This is a genomic window from Pseudomonas anguilliseptica, from assembly GCF_900105355.1.
Classification (GTDB): Bacteria; Pseudomonadota; Gammaproteobacteria; order Pseudomonadales; family Pseudomonadaceae; genus Aquipseudomonas; species Aquipseudomonas anguilliseptica.
On record NZ_FNSC01000001.1, the window covers coordinates 431,476 to 450,924 of the forward strand.

Here is a 19,449-nt window from a genome sequence, read left to right on the forward strand (position 1 = left end):
TCAAGGAGACACCCCATGAACCTGCGCAAAACCCTGTTCGCCATTGCTTTGTTTCTCAGCCCAGCGGTGGCCTTCGCCCACGCGGGCCACGATCACTCTGGATTGATGGCCGGCCTGGCGCATCCAGTCTTCGGCCTTGATCACCTGCTGGCGATGCTCGCCGTCGGCCTGTGGGCTGCGCAGCAATCCGGCGCGGCGCGCTGGGCGCTGCCGCTGACTTTTGTTGGCAGCATGCTGATTGGCGGCCTGCTGGGCTTTAACGGCCTGCAGATTCCGCTGATGGAAACCGGCATCGCCGCTTCGGTATTGGCCTTCGGCCTGCTGGTGGCAGTCGCCATCCGCCTGCCGATGGTGATCGCCATCGCCCTGACTGCGCTGTTTGCCCTGACCCATGGCGTCGCCCACGGCCTGGAGCTGCCGGAACTGGCCAGCCCATGGGGCTATGCCGCAGGTTTCGTGGTGGCCACTGCGGCCCTGCACGCCAGCGGCTATGCCCTGGTGCGTCTGCTGCCGCAGGCCGCTGCACCGGTGGTGCGCATACTCGGCGCCGCCTCGGCCGTAACCGGCGCCTGGCTGTTGGCCGGCTGAGTTGCTGGCGCGGGTGGACGACCAGCTTCCACCCGCATCCTCCACGCCAGCAATGCCTGACCGCAAAGGTCGCTAGGCTGGCGCATTTCGCCTCTCGCCCAGCCGCCATGGCTTTGTCATAGTCAAGGCGTATTAAAGCCCCTCCCCCATTGACTGTCCTGGACCCTGACCATGCTGCGCGTTACCCGCTTTCTCTCTGTTCCACTGCTGTTGCTGGCCATCGCCCTCGGCGTACTGGCCCTGACCAGCAAACCGGCCCAACCGGCGGCGGTGCTCAGCAGCTTTGCCGAGCAACCGCTGGTGATTGCCCACCGGGGCGGCAAAGGCCTGTGGCCGGAGAACAGCCTATTTGCCTTCGAGCGCGCCAGCGACCTGGGCGTAGACATGCTGGAGATGGACCTGCACCTGTCCAGCGACGGCGAACTGGTGGTGATCCACGACAGCCCCCTGGAGCGCACCACCAATGGTGAAGGCCCGGTTGCCGCGCTCAGCCTGGCGCAGTTGCAAGCACTGGACGCCGGTTATCGCTGGAGCGCCGATGGTGGCCAAAGCTACCCCTACCGCGGCCAGGGTGTGCGTATCCCGACCTTTACCGAAGTGCTCGAACGTTTCCCCAACATCCCCAAAGTGATTGAAATCAAGGTGCCGGATGTCGGTATGGAAGCGCAGCTGTGTGATGCCCTTGCAGCGAACCAGCAACGCGACAAGGTGATTGTCGGCAGTTTCTATGACCGCAGCCTGCAGCTGTTCCGTGAACAGTGCCCAGGCGTTGCGACCTCCGCAGGCCCAGGCTCGGTGCGCCTGCTGGTGGCGCTCAACTGGGTCGGCCTGGGCAGCTTGCTGTCGCCCTCTTACCAGGCGCTGCAGATTCCCGAAGCCCACGGTGGCCTGCCCGTTGCCAGCCCAAGCCTGCTCAAGACCGCCGCACAGCGCGGGCTTAACGTGCAACTGTGGACCATCAATGAACAACCGGACATGCGCCGCCTGCTCGACCTGGGTGCACACGCGCTGATCACCGACTACCCGGATCGCGCCCTGCAGGTGCTCGGACGCTCAACGCAGATCAGCGCCCTGGAAGACTAAAAGCCTTTTACGATCTGCTGCGCCCCAGCCCAACTGTACAAAAAACAACCTACTGTGTTCAGGCCACGCCCACTGTGGCCTGAACACAAGCGTGCGCAGCTTATCCACAGATCACTCCACAGCAACCTGGGATAAGTTATCCACCGCGTACTGCAGCACGGCAGCAAACCCTTGAAATAGCGCGATTATTGCTTGACTCGGGGCACTGGAAATGACGTATTTCATGGCGCCAGCGGACTGCTTAAAAATTAACCAAACGGCGCAAAACCAGGTTTTATCAGCCCTTCAGGCAGGCATACCAGAGTTATCAACAGCTCTACCCACAATAGTCGTGGACAACTTCAGTGCTACCCCATAACACCCTGAATAACCAGGCTAACCTGTTGTTTTAACGGTCAATAACCGACTGATCAAAAAGCGTACAAACACCGTAAACAGCCAAACGACTAGGCCTGCATACGCCTACGCCCACCTTATCCACAGTTCGCTCCACAGTCTTTGTGCACAACTGAACAAACTCTGCCGCAATGGCTGTACATAACACCAAAGCGGCTTCCGGCTATGACCCTCATCAAGACAATCAACAGCCCAGCCGCCGGGCACAGGCGTAATGTCACTCTACCTACCAAGGAGATATGCCCATGCCTCTCAATGACCTGTTACGCAGCCTGCTCGCTGCCTATGCCAGTGGCGCCAGCGGCAGCAGTAACGATTAGTCTTACGACGCAAAAGCTGCCGTTTCCGTGGTAGGGGGTTCAGCCGCGACGCTTTCAGCGCCCTATTAAGGTCAATCGCGGCTAAAGCCCCTCCCATATCGCCAGCCTATCTACCGACATATCCGGGGCGGTGCCGCAATAGCATTGCCGTCGCTCCTGCATCGCACTCGCAACCGATTTTTTCGTGCACTGCGGCAAACCTGGATTTGCCGCCTATGGCTGATGCATGCTGACTCACGTATAAATCTGCGCACTATCACCTGCAATTCTGTCTGCAGTTATGCCGGGTGATTCGCCCCAGAAACCGTAGAAAGGAATCCGACCCATGGCCGGCGCTAGCCTGTTAACCCTGCTCGATGATATTGCCGCCGTTCTCGACGATGTGGCGGTAATGACCAAAGTCGCCGCCAAGAAAACTGCCGGAGTACTCGGCGACGACCTGGCGCTGAATGCCCAGCAGGTCAGCGGCGTACGCGCCGAACGTGAGCTGCCGGTGGTGTGGGCGGTGGCCAAGGGCTCGTTCAAGAACAAACTGATTCTGGTGCCTGCCGCCCTGCTGATCAGCGCCTTCGCGCCCTGGGCGGTGACGCCGCTGCTGATGTTCGGCGGCGCCTTCCTCTGCTACGAAGGCTTCGAGAAGCTCGCGCACAAGTTCCTCCACAGCAAAGCCGAGGACCAGGCGCAGCATGCAGAACTGCTGCACGCCGTGGCCGACCCTGAAGTGGACATGCTGGCGTTCGAGAAGGACAAGATCAAAGGCGCGATTCGCACCGACTTTATTCTCTCGGCAGAAATCATTGCCATCACCCTCGGCTCCGTGGCCCTGGCCAGTTTCGGCAAGCAGGTCGCGGTGCTGTCCGCCATCGCCCTAGTGATGACGGTTGGGGTTTATGGCCTGGTGGCGGGTATCGTCAAGCTGGACGACGCCGGCCTCTACCTCAATCAGCGCACTGGCGAAGGCCTGGGCGGCCGCCTGCAACGCAGCATCGGCCGCGGCATTCTGTTTACCGCGCCATACATGATGAAAACCCTGTCGATTCTCGGCACCGCGGCGATGTTTATGGTCGGCGGCGGCATCCTTGTTCATGGTGTGGACTCAGCCCAACAATGGGTAAATGCACTAACTGAGAGTGTTGCATCCAGCAGCGGCCTGTTCGCGGCCTTGCTGCCAACCCTGCTGAATGCCATCGCCGGGATTATCGCAGGGGCCATTGCCCTACTGCTGGTCAACCTGGCGACCCGCATCTGGAAAGCGGTGAAACCGAGCAAGACGCAAGCCTGATCCAGCCCCGGCCGCCCCCTGGCGGCCGGCCTCCTCTGTTACCCCGCCTGCTGCATGATCACCGTCTGCGCCGGCATCGGCGCTGGGAAGCCGCCTTCGCCGAGGGCATCCTTGATCATCTTGTTACTATCGAAATACACCTGCCAGTAATGGTCGGGGTGGCAATACGGACGCACTGCCAGCACCGGGCCAACCAGATTGAACTCGATAATTTCCACATCCACCGCCGGCTCGCTCAGCACATTGGCGATACCCGCAATACGTTCCTTGAGCAGCGCCACAGCGGCTTTGTAATCTGCCGCACCGGACAGCTGCGCCTGCAGATCGACCCGGCGAAACGCGTTGTGGCTGAAGTTCTGGATATTGTCGGAGAAGATCTTGTTGTTACCCACCAGGGTCATCACGTTGTCCGGGGTATTGATCGCGGTGACGAACAGGCCGATCTCGGTGACGGTGCCGGTAACCCCACCGGCGCTGATAAAGTCACCCACCTTGAACGGCCGCAGCACGATGATAAAACCGCCCGCCGCCAGGTTGGCCAGCAGCCCCGACCAGGCCATGCCGATGGCCAGACCGACCGCCGCAATTAGCGCCGCCAGGCTGGTGGTCTGCACGCCAAAGTAACCAAGAATACCGATAACCAGAATGATATTAAGGGTCACCGAGATAAAGTTGCCGACATAGCGCAGCACGATCGGGTCGACCCGCTGCTGGCCCAGGGCCTTCTGCACCATGCCAACGGCAAAGCCGATCAGCCAGCGGCCGATCACCCAAAAGGCAATTGCCGAGATGATCTTGATGGCAAACACCGCGCCGTACTGCGCGACCAGGTTGTAGAGATCGGCAACTTTCTCGGTGCCGAGATTGATCAGGTTGGTTTCTTCCATAGTGCAACTCCCAATGAATGTTCATCGGAAACGCTAGCACGCACTTGGGCAACCGTCGAAGTGCCTAGCACCGCACTTTCAAGCCAGCGCACTGGATAACGGCAGCACCGTGACCTGCACCTCGGGATCGTGGCTGCCGCCGCCGAGAATCACCCCGCGCAGCGGCGAGACATCGGCAAAGTCGCGGCCCCAGGCCAGGGTGATATGTTCCAGCGCCGGGCGGATATTGTTGGTCGGGTCGAAATCCACCCAGCCCTGCTCTGGGCAAAATACCGAGACCCAGGCGTGCGAGGCATCGGCACCGATCAGTCGGGGCTGGCCGGGCGGCGGCTGAGTCAGCAGGTAACCACTGACATAGCGCGCCGCCAGCCCGCGTGAACGCAAACACGCAAGCATCAGGTGGGCAAAGTCTTGGCACACACCGCGGCGTTCCTCCAACACCTGTAACAGCGGCGTGGCCACTTGAGTGGCGGCGGCATCGAAGCTGAATTCGCTGAAAATCTTCTGCATCAGCCCGTCGACCGCTGCCAACAGCGGTCGACCTGGGGTAAAGCAATCCGCCGCATAATCGCTGAACACCTGCTTGAGGTGCACATAGGGCGACTCGAAACGAAAACGCGTCGCCTCCAGCACCCCAGGCAGCAGCGCCTGACCGCTGTAGCGCAGCGCGGTGCAGGCGTCTTCCCAGGGCGGTGACGCCTGCAGATCCAACGCTGGGCGCGCCAGCACTTCGACCTGCAGGCGCGCGCTGACTTTGAGTTCGTCATGCGGGCGCTCGAACACCAGGCGGGTCAGCGGGTTGCCGAACACATCCAGAGTATCCTGACGCTGGCACGGCTGTGGGCTGACCAACAGCTGCTGCTCATGGCTACGCTGCCAGGGGCAGGCGCGCGGCCACAGGTGCGCCAGCTGCTGGGCCAGCGATACCGGGGCGGCATAGCGGTAATGGGTGTCGTGCAGAATCTGGTAGAAGGCGCTGCTCATGAGGACTGCGTCCGCTGGCTGGCATCGACATGGGCAAAGAAGCGCAGCCCCAGACGGTCGGAAATTTCGGCACTGGCCTGGCTGATGCTGTTGAGCAATACCGCCAGCCCGTCGAGCACCTCCTGCACGCTGCCGACACCAAACAACGGGTTCTCCAGGCTGGCCAGGCTAAAGCGCGCCAGCTGCCCGTCCAGGTGTTTCAGCCGGCGCTCGCTGGGTAACTCGAAACGCTCGCCCAGACGCGCCAGGGAACGCAGCAGGGTGCGCACCTGGAACAACACGGCATGCGGGTTCTGCTCATCCAGCAGCAACAGGTCGAGCACCGGAATCAGTTGCGCCGAGGCCAGATAACGGGTGCGGTAGGTGATGCTGCTGTTGCCCAGTTCCAGTAGCCACTCCAGTGCCGACTGATCCTGCGCGGCGCTGCTGGTGAGAAAGTTAGCCAGGCTGTCACAGAGAAACTGCAGACGTTCGATGCAGCGGCCGATCATCAGAAAACGCCAGCCGTCATCGCGGGTCATGTCGTCCAGGGCAAAGCCTGAGAGCGCCGCCAGCGACAGTAGCAGACGGTCGAGAAAATCCAGCAACTCGCCGAAGTCGGCCTGCTCGCAGCTCAACCCCTGGGCCTCGCGCTGCAATTCGAGCAGGGCCTGCCAGTTGGCCTGGGACAGCTTGCCGCGCACGCTGCCGGCTACCCACTGCAGGCGCTGCAGATTACCGCGCAGGCTGCCCGGCCAGTCCTCACCCAGCAGCGCTTCAAGCAGACGCTGCTGCAGTTCGTCGCTTTCAGCATCCGGTAGCAGGCCCAGGCTCTCGGCCAGACTCAGGGCGGTTTGCAGCGCCTGCGGGTCATCGTCGTCATCCACATAGCGCGCCAGCATGATGCGTAGCAGCCGCGCACCGTCTTCACAGCGTTCGCTGTAGCGGCCAAACCAGTAGAGGTTTTCCACCACCCGCGAAGGCAGATAAGGGTCACTGCGCACCAGATCGGCCACGCCCAGCGGGCGCAACCATTGCCAGGGTTCGCCGCCGGCATGCCGCTCACCGAGCACCCAGGTGTCCTTGCTGGCACCGCCGCGCTGCATCGACACCACCTCGGCGTCGGCGTCGGCTTCGGCGGCGACCCGAGTCAGGCCACCGGGCATCACCCGATAGCCCTCGGCGCTGGCCACGGCAAATACCCGCATACCAATCGCACGCGGCGCCAGCTGGCCGTCTTCCGGCTGCCAGACCGGCGCCTGTGACAGTTGCGCCAGCGCCTGGGCGACATAGGCATAAGGCCGCGCCTTGAGCCGTTCAGCCAGCTCGGCGCGCTGCGCCTCATCCAGATCACGGCCAAACACCGGGGCAAAGCTCTGCGAGGGAAAGCTGGCGCGCACCAGCAACTCGTCAAGCTGCTCCAGGGCTTTGTCCAGCACCGGCGGCTCGCCGCACCACCAGCTGGCGATAGAGGGCAGCAGCAGGTCTTCGCCCAATAATTTTTCCGCGATGGCCGGGAGAAAGCCCGGCAAGCCAGGGGACTCCAGCACGCCGCTACCCAGGGCATTGGCCACCAGCACATGGCCCTGGCGCACCGCTTCGAGCAGGCCGGGCACGCCGAGGGCCGAATCGGTGCGCAATTCCAGCGGATCGCAAAAGTCATCATCCAGGCGGCGCAGTACCGCATGCACGCGCCGCAGCCCAGCCAGGGTCTTCAGGTAGACCTTGGCGTCGCGCACGGTCAGGTCACTGCCTTCCACCAGCGGATAGCCGAGCTGACGTGCCAGGTACAGGTGCTCGAAATAACTCTCGTTAAAACGTCCCGGGGTGAGCAACACCACCAGCGGCGTCTCACCGCCGGCAACAGGCGCCTGCCGCGCCAGGGTGTCCTGCAGGGTGCGGAAGAAGCCGGCCAGGTATTGCACGCGCAGGTCGCGGTACAGCTCGGGAAAGGCGCGCGAGACAATCTGCCGGTTTTCCAGGGCATAACCCGCACCGGACGGGGCCTGGGTGCGGTCGGCGGTGACCCACCAGCGACCATCCGGGGCGCGGGCCAGGTCCACGGCATACAGGTGCAGGAAGGTGCCGCCGGCCGGCTGCACACCCTCGCAGGGCCACAGGAAGTTGTTGTGGCCAAACACCAGCTCGGCAGGCAACAAGCCATCGGCCAGCAGTTGCTGCGGGCCATAGAGGTCGGCCAGCACGCCGTTCAGCAAAGTGGCACGCTGCGCCACGCCGGCGGCGATCTGCTGCCATTCTTCGGCCGGAATCAGATTGGGCAGCAGGTCCAGCTCCCACGGACGGTCGGCGCCATCGGGGTCGGCGTAGACGTTGTAGGTCACCCCATTTTCCTGAATCTGCCGGGCCAGCAGGGCCTGACGCTGCGCCAGCTACGCCGGGCTGCTGCGCTGCAGACGCTCCAGCAACAGGCGCCAGTGCGGACGCACCTGACCGTCTGCATCGAACAGTTCGTGGTAAGCCCCTGGCGTCAGGGGGTAATCGGCAAGCAGGTCGGGCATGGCAGGCTCGATAAGACGATCAAGGGCGGCGCGCCCCTCGCCCCATTATGGGAGAGGGGATTAAACGAGGCGCAGATCCAGAGTCATGGGCAATTCATTATTGTTGATGGGTGCCAGGGTCGGGCGTTTGCCTGGGCTGTGGCCCAGCCGAAAGAAGCGTGCTAGACGTCGGCTTTCGGCTTCAAAGGCGTTTACCGGCAGGCTGTCGTAGTTACGCCCGCCGGGATGGGCGACATGGTACTGGCAACCGCCGAGGGAGCGGCTCATCCAGCTATCCACCAGATCGAATACCAGCGGCGCATGTACTTCGATGGTCGGGTGCAGGCAGTTGGCCGGCTGCCAGGCACGGAAACGCACGCCGCCGACAAACTCGCCGACCTTGCCAGTGGGCCGCAGCGGCACCGGTACGCCGTTGCAGGTCAGCACATAGCGGTCACTCTGCAGGCCGCTGAGCTTGACCTGCATGCGCTCCAGCGAGGAATCGACATAACGCACCGTACCGCCGCCACCGCCCTCCTCACCCAGCACATGCCAGGGCTCCAGGGCCTGACGCAACTCCAGTTCGATGCCCTTGACGTTGAAGTCGCCGGATTTGGGGAAGCGAAACTCGAAGTGCGGAGCAAACCATTCGCTGTGCAGGCGATAGCCACAGCCGTCCAGCTCCTGCAGCACGTCGGCAAAATCCTGCTCGATAAAGTGCGGCAGCAGGTAACGGTCATGCAGCTCAGTGCCCCAGCGCACCAGGCGTGCCGGCTGGTAGTGCTCGCGCCAGAAGCGTGCAATCAGCGCGCGAATCAACAGCTGCTGGGCCAGGCTCATCTGCGCATGGGGCGGCATTTCGAAGGCGCGCAGCTCCAGCAGGCCGAGGCGCCCGGAGGCGGAATCCGGCGAATACAACTTGTCGATGCAGAACTCGGCGCGATGGGTGTTACCGGTCACGTCCACCAGCAGGTTGCGCAGCAGGCGGTCGACCAGCCAGGGCTGGCAGTCGCGGCCAGCCTCGGGCATCTGCGCGAAGGCGATTTCCAGCTCGTACAACGCATCGTTACGCGCTTCATCGATACGCGGCGCCTGGGAGGTCGGGCCGATAAACAGGCCGCTGAACAGGTAGGACAGCGACGGGTGGTTGTGCCAGTAGCTGATCAGGCTGCGCAGCAGATCCGGCCTGCGCAGAAACGGTGAGTCCGCTGGCGTCGCGCCGCCGAGAACAAAGTGATTGCCGCCACCGGTGCCGGTGTGACGGCCATCGATCATAAATTTCTCGCTACTCAGGCGGCACTCGCGGGCCTGTTCGTAGAGAAACTCGGTGCGCTCGACCAGCTCACCCCAGCTGGCGGCCGGGTGGATATTCACCTCGATCACGCCGGGGTCCGGAGTCACGCGGAAGAACTGCAGGCGCGGGTCCAGCGGCGGCTCATAACCTTCCAGCAACACCGGGCATTTCAGCTCGGCGGCGGTGGCCTCGATGGCCGCCACCAGTTCCAGGTAATCCTCCAGACGCACCAGCAGCGGCATAAACAGATACAGCTTGCCGTCACGCGGCTCGGCGCACAGCGCGGTGCGCACCACACCGGCGGCGGACTGACCCAGCAGCGGGCGTTTGTTCGTGCTGGTCTGGCTGCCCGACCAGACACCGCGCGACTGCGGTTTGATCTGCGCCGCTGCCGGCAACGGGGCGAATTGCTGGCTCGGGTCTTCGGGAGTGATGTAGGGATAATCGGCCTCACTGACCCAGGGTTGCGAATCAAGCGGCAGGCGGTAGCCCAGCGCCGAATCGCCCGGTATCAGCCGGCAATGCTCATCACGCAAAAACCAGCTGCCACTCTGCCAGCCCAGCTGCTTGGCCTGCCGGGCCAGCGGCAGGATATGCCCGACGACCTTATCCAGCCCCTGTTCGAACACCTTGCGCAGCCGTTCGCGCTCCAGCGGATCAGCCAGACGCGGGTCTTCGGCGCTGACGTTGATCGGCAGCCTGCGCTCGCGCCACAGGTAGTAGAAGCGGTCTTCATAGGCCGGCACGCAGTATTTAGCGTCCACGCCCAGGCGCTCGGCCAGTAGGGCAAGAAAGTCGGCGGCCTTGGCCGCATCGACGCCGTAGTCTTTTTGTTCATCGGCATACAGCGCCGGGTTGTGCCAGATCGGCTCGCCGTCACGCCGCCAGTAGGCATTCAACGACCAGCGCGGCAGCTGTTCGCCGGGGTACCACTTGCCCTGACCGAAATGCACCAGCGCACTCGGCGCGTAATGCTCGCGCAGCCGATGAAACAGATCGCTGGCCAGGCGGCGCTTGTTCGGCCCCAGGGCGGCGGTGTTCCACTCCGGATCATCCGGGTAATCGAGGGCGACAAAGGTCGGCTCGCCGCCCATGGTCAGGCGCACGTCCTGCTCCTGCAGGTCCTCATCGATCTTTTGCCCGAGGTCGACAATCGCCTGCCACTGCGCCTCGCTGTAAGGCTTGCTCACCCGCGGCGCTTCCCAGATACGCTCGACCCACATCTCGTGGCTGAACTCGCATTCGCACTCATCAACGCCGCCGCTGATTGGCGCCGCCGAAGACGGCTCGGGGCTGCAGGCCAGCGGGATATGGCCTTCGCCGGCGAACAGCCCGGACGTCGGATCGAGGCCGATCCAGCCGGCGCCTGGCAAATAGACCTCGGTGCCGGAGGGGCCGTCGAGGGATTTCACATCGGCTTTCAGCTGAATCAGGTAACCGGAAACAAAGCGCGCCGCCAGGCCCAGGTGGCGGAACAACTGCACCAGCAGCCAGGCTGAGTCCCGGCAGGAGCCGGAGCCTTTCTCCAGGCTTTCCTCCGGGGTTTGCACACCCGGCTCCAGACGAATCAGGTAACTGATATCGGTGGAAAGACGCTGATTGAGTGCCACCAGAAAATCCACGCTCGGCAGCGGCGTGCGCTCGATGCTGGCCAGGTATTTGGCGAACAATTTCCCGGCTGGCAGTTTGACCAGATAGGGCGCCAGCTCCAGCTGTTCGCCCTCGGTGTAGGCGAAGGGAGTTTTCTCGGCGTAGGGCTCAAGGAAGAAATCGAATGGATTGAATACCGCCATCTCGGCGACCAGGTCGACCTCGATCTTCAGCTCACGGGTCTTTTCCGGAAACACCAGACGCGCCAGGTAGTTGCCCTGGGGGTCCTGTTGCCAGTTGATAAAGTGCTCGCCCGGCTCGACCTTCAACGCGTAGGACAGCACCCGGGGGCGGCTGTGCGGTGCAGGGCGCAGGCGCACGACCTGCGGGCCAAGATTGACCGCGCGGTCGTAGCGATAGTGGCTGACATGGTGCAAGGCGATATGAATCGACACAGCGGGCCTCCTGCGAGCCTGGGCGATAACCCAGCAGCGCAAGACTTATGCCAGTGACCCACGCCAGCGCTTGCGCGGCCTGGCGTACTCACCCGCCACTGACGCGCACCACAACAGGGCCAGGCATGCCCCAGGCCTGCTGCGGCGCACGAAAACAGGTCGCACACTGACCTCAGGGCACCACCAGAGCCGTGGGAGGGGCTTTAGCCGCGAAAACTGCTCGCCGCTGAAGCGCCTCCCACACCTAATAGCCCCTCAGCAATCCCCTTGCAGGCTGGCAATCCAGCGTTGCAGTACGTCCACACCTTCGCTATGCACAGTGGAGCGGCCCAGCTCCGGCATCATGATGCTCGGGTCGACACTTTCCACACGGAACAGCAGCACCGATTTATCCGGCTGGCCGGGGTGAATATCCACCAGGCGATCACCCGAGCCCTTGCCCGCCGCCACCGGCTGCTTGCACAGGCCATAGCTGATGCCAATTGCGGTGGCTGGATCAAGCAACAGCCCCGAAGTACGCCCTGGCCCTTTGGGGTTGTGGCAATGGCTGCAGTTGGCGTCCAGGTAACTGCGCGCCTGCTTTTCCAGGCTCTCGCCACTGCGCGGCGTCGGCCATAGGGCGTTTTGCGGCACGCCCTGCAACTCGGCCGGCACCGCCTGCAAACGGCCCTGCTGCTGCCAGTACTGCAACTGATTGTGCGTGCCGTCTGCGTAGGCAAAATCCTTGTTCAGATGGCGCGCCTTCGGCCCCAGCGGATTGACGCCCTGCCCTGCGGTTTCCTCATGACAGCCTGCACACTGGTTGGCGTCCGGTACCTGATAGGCCACCGCCTGAGTCTTGCCCTCCGCATTCAGCAGGCTCAACTCACGGCTGTCGCCAGCCCACTCCAGATGCGCCTCCTGCTGCTGTTCATCCCACACGTAGGGCAACGCCACCCAGCCGTCCTGCTGTTTGAGCAGGATACGTGTCTCGATCAACTGCACCCGCGCCAGCTCAAGGCCGCGCTGCGGGTCACGGTCATCCTGCTCGTTCAGCAGCAGACGGCCCTGGGCATCCTTGGGGTAGTAGAAGGTTTTGCTCAGCACCGTGCCGACCGGGTAATCGAAGTGCGCCTCGGCGTAGGTCGCCGCTGTCCCGGTCGGCATCCAGACGGTGCGCAGTTTGTGTGCATAGTCGGTGAACAACGGGGTATTCAGGTCGTAGGGCAAGGCCTCGGCAACGGGCGCGATAAAACCATCGGCGCGCTGCAGCATGCCCCACTCGCTGAGTGTTTCCGGGTAGTTGTCACCTTGCGGCAGGTACAGCGGCGCCGGCTGCTGCTCACAGCCGGCCAGGAGCAACAGCACACCCAGCAGCAACCTGCGCATCAGGCCCCCTGACCGGCTTCGGCCGAGGCCAGTTTGACCGCCGGCAGCGCTGGCAGGCTGCAACGGTAGTCGGCCATTTCGGTGCTGATATTCTGGAAGTTGTTCGGCCCGTCGACGTTGATCATCCCCGCCTCACCGTTATTGATGCAGATCGCCCGATCAGCCGGCAGCTTGCCGTCGACCAGAATGTCGAGGTTGACGTAACCATCCCAGAGGATATCCGGCAGGCGACCATTCAAGCCGAACTGGCTGACCTTCAGCGCCTTCAGCTCCAGGTGATCCGGGCTTTCACCACCGGGGCCGAAGCGGTTGCCGTGGATATGAATGCCTTCCGGGTAGGGATCGAAACTCTCAGCCGTGGACAGGTCGGTATAGCCGGTACTGAAGTAGCTGCTGATGATCACGTTGGCGGTCTTGTGGTTGCCAATGTCGTTGTCGAATACCTCGACATCATCGTTGGAGTTGATCACCACCCCGGAGCCTGCCGGCACGCTGGCTACCGGCGTGCCCTTGTGGCCGAAGTTCTTGTGGTTGTTGCCTTCGATCTTGTTACGGAACACCCGCGTAACCCGCCCGGCCTGTGGCAGGTTGGGCATGTTGAACACCAGAATGCCGCCGGTATTGCCGGTGGCGACGTTGTCATACACGTCGGCGTCGATGGTGTTCTCGATCTCGATGCCGGCGACATTGCGCTCGGCGCGGCTGTTACGCACCACCACGTTGCGCGACTGGCCGACATAGATGCCGGCATCCGATGCGCCGATGGCCACCGCGCCGTCGATCAGGGTATTTTCGGTCTGCACCGGGTAGATGCCGTAGGCGCCGTTCTCGGTGGCCGGGCCGTTGGTCCACTCGGTGCGCACGCGGCGGATAATGATGTTCTTACCGCCTACCACTTTCAGCGAGTCGCCCAGAGTGTCCTCAAAGGCGATGTCTTCGATGGTGAAGTCCGAGGCATCCACCAGCAGGCCTTCGGCACCGGATTTCTGCCCTTTGAAACTGAGGATGGTCTTGTCCATGCCCGCGCCCTTGATGGTCACGCCGCTGACTTTCAGGCTCAGGCTGCGGTCGAGCTGGTAGGTGCCGGCAGGAATCTCTATCACGCTGCCGGGCTTGGCCTTGATCAGTTGGGTCTGCAGGTCTTTCTGGAAATCCAGATCGGCCACTGGGGCCGGTTCTTCGCTGCAGGCGGCAAGCAGCACGGACAGGGCAAGCACGGAAAGCGGGGCAAGGCGCATGGCAATCTCCAGCGTATTCTTATTAAGTGGAACGATAGTACCAACTAATCAGAAAAAGCCAAGCCCTGCGCACGCCGCCCGACCAATAGCCCAGAGCGTCACGCATCCGTTACCATCGCCGGCAATTAAGCGAAGAGATGCGGCATGTATATCTATCGATTGGTACTGATCCTGGTGGTGGGGATCTACCTGTTCTCCCCGGCCATCATGGACTGGTGGATCGACCCCAATGGGGCCTGGTACCGCCCCTATCTGCTGTGGCTGATCCTGATAGTCGTGACCTTCATTCTTCAGAGTCAGCGTGATGCCGATGAGCTCTGACCTGCTGCGGCGCGACCTGCTTGAGCGCTCCTTCCCCTATTCGCTTCAGAGCCAACGTGATGCTGACGAGCTTTAGCCTGAGCCAGCTGATTCTGATCAGCGCTGCCTACCTTCTTATTCTGTTCGGCGTGGCCTGGATCAGTGAACACGGCCTGATTCCGCGCTGGGTGATTCGCCACCCGCTGACCTACACCCTGTCGCTCGGCGTCTACGCCAGCGCCTGGGCCTTCTACGGCACGGTGGGGTTGGCCTATCAGTACGGCTATGGCTTCCTCGCCAGCTACCTGGGGGTGTCCGGGGCGTTTCTGTTGGCGCCGGTGCTGCTCTACCCGATTTTGCGCATTACCCGCACTTACCAGCTGTCATCGCTGGCCGACCTATTTGCCTTCCGTTTTCGCAGCACCTGGTCCGGCGCCCTGACCACGGTATTTATGCTGGTCGGCGTGTTGCCGTTGCTGGCCCTGCAGATTCAGGCAGTGGCGGACTCCATCGGCATCCTTACCCGCGAGCCGGTGCAGGAGCGCGTCGCCCTGGCCTATTGCGGGCTGAACATTCTGTTCACCATCCTGTTCGGCGCGCGGCATATCGCCACCCGCGAGAAACACGAAGGCCTGGTGTTCGCCATTGCCTTCGAGTCGGTGGTCAAGCTGGTGGCGATCAGCGTGATCGGCCTGTACGCCCTGTATGGCGTATTCGATGGCCCACAGGACCTGCAATCCTGGTTGGTGCAGAACCAGTCGTCGCTGACCAGCCTGCACACCCCGCTGCAGGAAGCCCCCTGGCGCACCCTGCTGCTGGTGTTCTTCGCCTCGGCCATCGTCATGCCGCACATGTATCACATGACCTTTACCGAAAACCTCAACCCGCGCGCCATGGTCAGCGCCAGCTGGGGGCTGCCGCTGTTCCTGTTGCTGATGAGCCTGGCGGTACCGCTGATTCTCTGGGCCGGGCTGAAACTGGGCGCGACCACCAACCCGGAGTACTTCACCCTCGGCGTCGGCATTGCGGTCAACAGCCAGACTCTGGCACTGATTGCCTACGTCGGCGGCCTGTCAGCCTCCAGCGGTTTGATCATTGTCACCACCCTGGCGCTGTCCGGCATGGTGCTCAACCATGTGGTGTTACCGCTGTATCAGCCGCCGTCGGAAGGCAATATCTACCGCTGGCTGAAGTGGACACGCCGCGCGCTGATCCTGCTGATCATCATGGCCGGTTACGGCTTCTATCTATTACTCGGCGCCGAACAGGACCTGGCTAACCTGGGTGTCGTCGCCTTCGTCGCCACCCTGCAATTCCTCCCAGGCGTACTCTCGGTGCTGTACTGGCCGACCGCCAACCGCAAAGGCTATATCGCCGGGTTACTGGCGGGGGTCGGCGTGTGGGTAGTGAGCATGCTGTTGCCGATGCTCGGCAATCTACAGGGGCTGTACCTGCCCTGGTTCAACGTCATCTATGTACTGGATGACAGCAGCTGGCACCTGGCCGCCATCGGCTCGCTGGCGGCCAACGTACTGGTGTTCACTCTGGTGTCGCTATTTACCGAAGCCAGCCCGGAAGAAAAAAGCGCTGCCGAAGCCTGCGCCGTGGATAACGTGCGCCGCCCGCAACGCCGTGAACTGCTGGCCGCCTCGCCACAGGAATTTGCCGCGCAATTGGCCAAGCCCCTGGGCGCCAAGACCGCCCAGCATGAGGTCGAACAGGCCCTGCGCGACCTGCATTTGCCGTTCGACGAAGGCCGCCCCTACGCCCTGCGTCGCCTGCGTGACCGCATCGAAGCCAACCTCTCCGGGCTGATGGGTCCCAGTGTGGCCCAGGACATCGTCGAAACCTTCCTGCCTTATAAGGCCGGCAGCGAAACCTATGTCACCGAAGACATTCACTTTATCGAGAACCGCCTGGAGGACTACCACTCGCGCCTTACGGGCCTGGCCGCCGAGCTCGACACCCTGCGCCGCTACCACCGCCAGACCCTACAGGAGTTGCCGATGGGCGTCTGCTCGCTGGCCAAGGATCAGGAGATTCTGATGTGGAACAAGGCCATGGAAGAACTCACCGAAATCCCCGCCCAGCGCGTGGTCGGTTCACGCCTGAACACCCTGGGCGAACCCTGGCGCGGCTTGCTGGAACGGTTTATCGAACTGCCCGACGAGCACTTGCACAAGCAGCGCCTGGCCCTCGACGGCCAGACCCGCTGGCTCAACCTGCACAAGGCGGCCATCGACGAGCCCCTGGCGCCGGGTAACAGTGGCCTGGTGCTGCTGGTTGAAGACCTCACGGAAACCCAAATGCTCGAAGACAAGCTAGTGCATTCCGAGCGCCTGGCCTCCATCGGTCGCCTGGCCGCCGGGGTGGCACACGAAATCGGCAACCCGATCACCGGCATCGCCTGCCTGGCGCAGAACCTGCGCGAAGAGCGCGAAGGCGACCCCGAGCTGACCGAAATCAGCGAGCAGATCATCGAGCAAACCAAACGCGTGTCGCGCATCGTCCAGTCGCTGATGAGCTTTGCCCATTCCGGCAGCCACCAGAACAGCGAGGAGCCGGTCTGTCTGGCCCAGGTCGCCCAGGACGCCATCGCCCTGCTGGCCCTCAACCGGCGCAGCGTCGAAGTGCAGTTCTTCAACCTCTGCGATTCCGACCACTGGGTGGTGGGTGACCCGCAGCGCCTGGCCCAAGTACTGATCAACCTGCTCTCCAACGCCCGCGATGCCTCACCTGCAGGCAGTGCGATCCGGGTCAAGAGCGAACGTTTCGAGCACACCGTCGACCTGATCGTCGAAGACGAAGGCAGCGGTATTCCCAAGGCAATCATCGACCGCCTGTTCGAACCTTTCTTCACCACCAAGGACCCGGGCAAAGGTACGGGACTGGGCCTTGCACTGGTCTATTCGATCGTGGAAGAGCATTATGGACAGATAACAATCGACAGCCCGGCCGACCCCGAGTTCCAACGCGGCACCCGCATTAGGGTCAGCCTGCCGAGGCATGTCGAGGCGACGTCCATAGCGACTTAAACCAGCTACCAGCGAGCATGCCTGCCAGGCCCTTTAGCCCAGCGACATGCCCCGAGACCGTCGAGAGACCGAATTGATGCCTCATATTTTGATCGTCGAAGACGAAACCATTATCCGCTCAGCCTTGCGTCGCCTGCTGGAACGTAACCAATACGAAGTCAGCGAAGCCGGCTCGGTGCAGGAAGCGCAAGAACGCTTCAGCATTCCCAGCTTCGACCTGATTGTCAGCGACCTGCGCCTACCCGGCGCACCCGGCACCGAGTTGATCAAGCTCGGCCAGGGCACGCCGGTGCTGATCATGACCAGTTACGCCAGCCTGCGCTCGGCGGTCGACTCGATGAAGATGGGCGCGGTCGACTACATCGCCAAACCCTTCGACCACGACGAAATGCTCCAGGCCGTGGCGCGCATCCTGCGCGATCACCAACAGGCCAAGAGCCCGCCAGCACCCGCAACCAGCACGGCAAAAGCCAGCGCCGACAAGGTGGTGGACAACAGCAATGGCGAAATCGGCATCATCGGCTCCTGCGCCGCCATGCAGGAGATGTACAGCAAGATTCGCAAGGTCGCGCCCACTGACTCCAACGTGCTGATTCAGGGCGAGTCCGGCACCGGTAAAGAGCTGGTCGCCCGCGCCCTGCACAACCTCTCGCGTCGCGCCAAAGCGCCGCTGATTTCGGTGAACTGCGCCGCCATCCCGGAATCGCTGATCGAGTCCGAACTGTTTGGCCACGAGAAAGGTGCCTTTACCGGCGCCAGCGCCGGCCGTGCAGGCCTGGTGGAAGCCGCCGATGGCGGTACCCTGTTCCTCGATGAAATTGGCGAGCTGCCCCTGGAAGCTCAAGCGCGTCTGTTACGCGTGTTGCAGGAGGGTGAGATTCGCCGGGTTGGTTCGGTGCAATCGCAGAAGGTCGATGTACGCCTGATCGCCGCGACCCACCGCGACCTGAAAACCCTGTCGAAGATCGGCCAGTTCCGTGAAGACCTGTATTACCGCCTGCACGTGATAGCCCTGAAACTGCCACCGCTGCGTGAGCGCGGGGCGGACGTGATCGAAATCGCCCGCGCCTTCCTGATCCGTCAGAGCACTCGCCAGGGTCGCCTCGACCTGAGCTTTGCCAGCGACGCCGAACAGGCCATCCGCCAATACCCCTGGCCGGGCAACGTGCGCGAACTGGAGAATGCCATCGAGCGCGCGGTAATCCTCTGCGAAGGCAACAGCATCTCAGCCGAACTGCTGGGCATCGATATCGAGCTGGATGACCTGGAAGACGATTTCACTGGTCTGCCCGCGCAAAGCGGCGGCCTGGGGCATGAACCGAGCGAACCGACCGAAGACCTGTCACTGGAAGACTACTTTCAGCACTTCGTACTGGAACACCAGGACCATATGACCGAGACCGAACTGGCACGCAAACTCGGTATCAGCCGCAAGTGCTTGTGGGAACGCCGCCAGCGCCTGGGCATTCCACGGCGCAAATCCTCGGGCGCAACCGCAGGCTAGAGCACTGCGCGTAGGTGACAGATATACGCGCAAGAGGTTCCACAGTCTGTTACCCATTCAACACTTAGTAACAAAAGCCGGGTCTTATGGTAACGAGAACCCGGCTTTTTTATGCCACCCCACCTCTCCAACCACAGCTCAAGGCCTTGTTTTTAAAGGAGTTGCAAAAACTGGCACGGGTTCTGCTTTATTGCTGGCACAACAACAATAACAAGCACGTTCCAAACCTAATAAAAATAAGACGTACCGACTCCAGCACAATAAAAACAACAACGCGGAGGCGCAGCTAACTGATTCTTTTGGAAAGGAATTGCCTTTGGGGTTCGCCCCAAAACCAGGCCGAGAATAATAAAACTGCCCTAAGGCAGCGCCAGAACTGGTTGGGTCACTGTGTGATCATGGCAGCGTCAGCATCCAAAGAAATCCGTTTGCTCTTGATTCCCAGCTTGGGAAATTTTCCCAAAGTCCTTGACTGGATGGAACGGGTAAATCAACAAAAACAACAAGCCCGCCATAATAATAAAAAAAGAGCACGCACCAATTTGGGGGGGAGCTTCGGCTCCCCCAGTCGCTTCAAACTGCCCGCCTGTAGCAGTCTCCCGCCGTTTCCTGCATCAAACCCCGACTCAATGCTAGAATCCGCGCCAT

11 protein-coding genes and 1 pseudogene are annotated in these 19,449 nt (G+C 62.2%); 6 read left to right on the top strand and 6 right to left on the bottom strand.

Annotated elements, in window-relative coordinates:
- Positions 1-15 precede the first annotated feature (15 nt).
- From BLW24_RS02210 to BLW24_RS02220, 3 genes are all read left to right on the top strand, one after another.
- Positions 16-588, top strand: a complete 573-nt coding sequence (locus BLW24_RS02210; RefSeq protein WP_090376151.1) for a HupE/UreJ family protein — start codon at positions 16-18, stop codon at positions 586-588.
- 171 nt (positions 589-759) lie between these two features.
- Complete coding sequence (locus BLW24_RS02215; protein ID WP_090376155.1) at positions 760-1,671, top strand: glycerophosphodiester phosphodiesterase family protein; 912 nt, start codon at positions 760-762, stop codon at positions 1,669-1,671.
- Between the two features lie 1,041 nt (positions 1,672-2,712).
- Positions 2,713-3,669 (top strand): DUF808 domain-containing protein, encoded by a 957-nt coding sequence (locus BLW24_RS02220; protein WP_090376158.1) that lies wholly within the window; start codon positions 2,713-2,715, stop codon positions 3,667-3,669.
- Positions 3,670-3,707: 38 nt separating this feature from the next.
- Here the strand turns inward: BLW24_RS02220 and BLW24_RS02225 are convergent, their stop codons facing one another.
- The 6 genes and pseudogenes from BLW24_RS02225 to BLW24_RS02250 all read right to left on the bottom strand — a co-directional run bounded on the left by BLW24_RS02225 (position 3,708) and on the right by BLW24_RS02250 (position 13,962).
- Complete coding sequence (locus BLW24_RS02225; RefSeq protein ID WP_090376161.1) at positions 3,708-4,556, bottom strand: mechanosensitive ion channel family protein; 849 nt, start codon at positions 4,554-4,556, stop codon at positions 3,708-3,710.
- A gap of 78 nt (positions 4,557-4,634) precedes the next feature.
- Positions 4,635-5,540, bottom strand: a complete 906-nt coding sequence (locus BLW24_RS02230; RefSeq protein WP_090376164.1) for a transglutaminase family protein — start codon at positions 5,538-5,540, stop codon at positions 4,635-4,637.
- A pseudogene (locus BLW24_RS02235) lies at positions 5,537-8,038 on the bottom strand (circularly permuted type 2 ATP-grasp protein). The gene BLW24_RS02230 and the pseudogene BLW24_RS02235 overlap by 4 nt, the downstream one beginning before the upstream one ends.
- 60 nt (positions 8,039-8,098) lie before the next feature.
- Positions 8,099-11,356 (bottom strand): transglutaminase family protein, encoded by a 3,258-nt coding sequence (locus BLW24_RS02240; RefSeq protein ID WP_090376167.1) that lies wholly within the window; start codon positions 11,354-11,356, stop codon positions 8,099-8,101.
- Positions 11,357-11,611: 255 nt separating this feature from the next.
- Positions 11,612-12,724 (bottom strand): SO2930 family diheme c-type cytochrome, encoded by a 1,113-nt coding sequence (locus tag BLW24_RS02245; protein ID WP_090376170.1) that lies wholly within the window; start codon positions 12,722-12,724, stop codon positions 11,612-11,614.
- Positions 12,724-13,962: a parallel beta-helix domain-containing protein gene (locus BLW24_RS02250; RefSeq protein ID WP_090376172.1), complete on the bottom strand. Its 1,239-nt coding sequence runs from the start codon at positions 13,960-13,962 to the stop codon at positions 12,724-12,726. The genes BLW24_RS02245 and BLW24_RS02250 overlap by 1 nt, the downstream gene beginning before the upstream one ends.
- A gap of 144 nt (positions 13,963-14,106) precedes the next feature.
- On the opposite strand from BLW24_RS02250, the gene BLW24_RS02255 reads away from it, so the two are divergent.
- The 3 genes from BLW24_RS02255 (at position 14,107) to BLW24_RS02265 (ending at position 18,801) form a co-directional block, all read left to right on the top strand.
- Positions 14,107-14,283 carry a hypothetical protein gene (locus tag BLW24_RS02255; RefSeq protein ID WP_003244646.1) on the top strand — a complete coding sequence of 59 codons (177 nt, stop codon included), beginning with the start codon at positions 14,107-14,109 and terminating at the stop codon, positions 14,281-14,283.
- A gap of 59 nt (positions 14,284-14,342) precedes the next feature.
- Complete coding sequence (locus BLW24_RS02260; protein WP_090376175.1) at positions 14,343-17,297, top strand: sensor histidine kinase; 2,955 nt, start codon at positions 14,343-14,345, stop codon at positions 17,295-17,297.
- 76 nt (positions 17,298-17,373) lie between these two features.
- Positions 17,374-18,801 (top strand): sigma-54-dependent transcriptional regulator, encoded by a 1,428-nt coding sequence (locus tag BLW24_RS02265; protein WP_090376178.1) that lies wholly within the window; start codon positions 17,374-17,376, stop codon positions 18,799-18,801.
- The last annotated feature ends 648 nt before the right edge of the window (positions 18,802-19,449 follow it).

Coding starts and splice junctions, on each gene's coding strand:
- BLW24_RS02250 (WP_090376172.1), bottom strand. CDS start 13,962: ATGCGCCTTGCCCCGCTTTCCGTGCTTGCCCTGTCCGTGCTGCTTGCC.
- BLW24_RS02210 (WP_090376151.1), top strand. CDS start 16: ATGAACCTGCGCAAAACCCTGTTCGCCATTGCTTTGTTTCTCAGCCCA.
- BLW24_RS02225 (WP_090376161.1), bottom strand. CDS start 4,556: ATGGAAGAAACCAACCTGATCAATCTCGGCACCGAGAAAGTTGCCGAT.
- BLW24_RS02265 (WP_090376178.1), top strand. CDS start 17,374: ATGCCTCATATTTTGATCGTCGAAGACGAAACCATTATCCGCTCAGCC.
- BLW24_RS02260 (WP_090376175.1), top strand. CDS start 14,343: ATGCTGACGAGCTTTAGCCTGAGCCAGCTGATTCTGATCAGCGCTGCC.
- BLW24_RS02255 (WP_003244646.1), top strand. CDS start 14,107: ATGTATATCTATCGATTGGTACTGATCCTGGTGGTGGGGATCTACCTG.
- BLW24_RS02230 (WP_090376164.1), bottom strand. CDS start 5,540: ATGAGCAGCGCCTTCTACCAGATTCTGCACGACACCCATTACCGCTAT.
- BLW24_RS02215 (WP_090376155.1), top strand. CDS start 760: ATGCTGCGCGTTACCCGCTTTCTCTCTGTTCCACTGCTGTTGCTGGCC.
- BLW24_RS02220 (WP_090376158.1), top strand. CDS start 2,713: ATGGCCGGCGCTAGCCTGTTAACCCTGCTCGATGATATTGCCGCCGTT.
- BLW24_RS02245 (WP_090376170.1), bottom strand. CDS start 12,724: ATGCGCAGGTTGCTGCTGGGTGTGCTGTTGCTCCTGGCCGGCTGTGAG.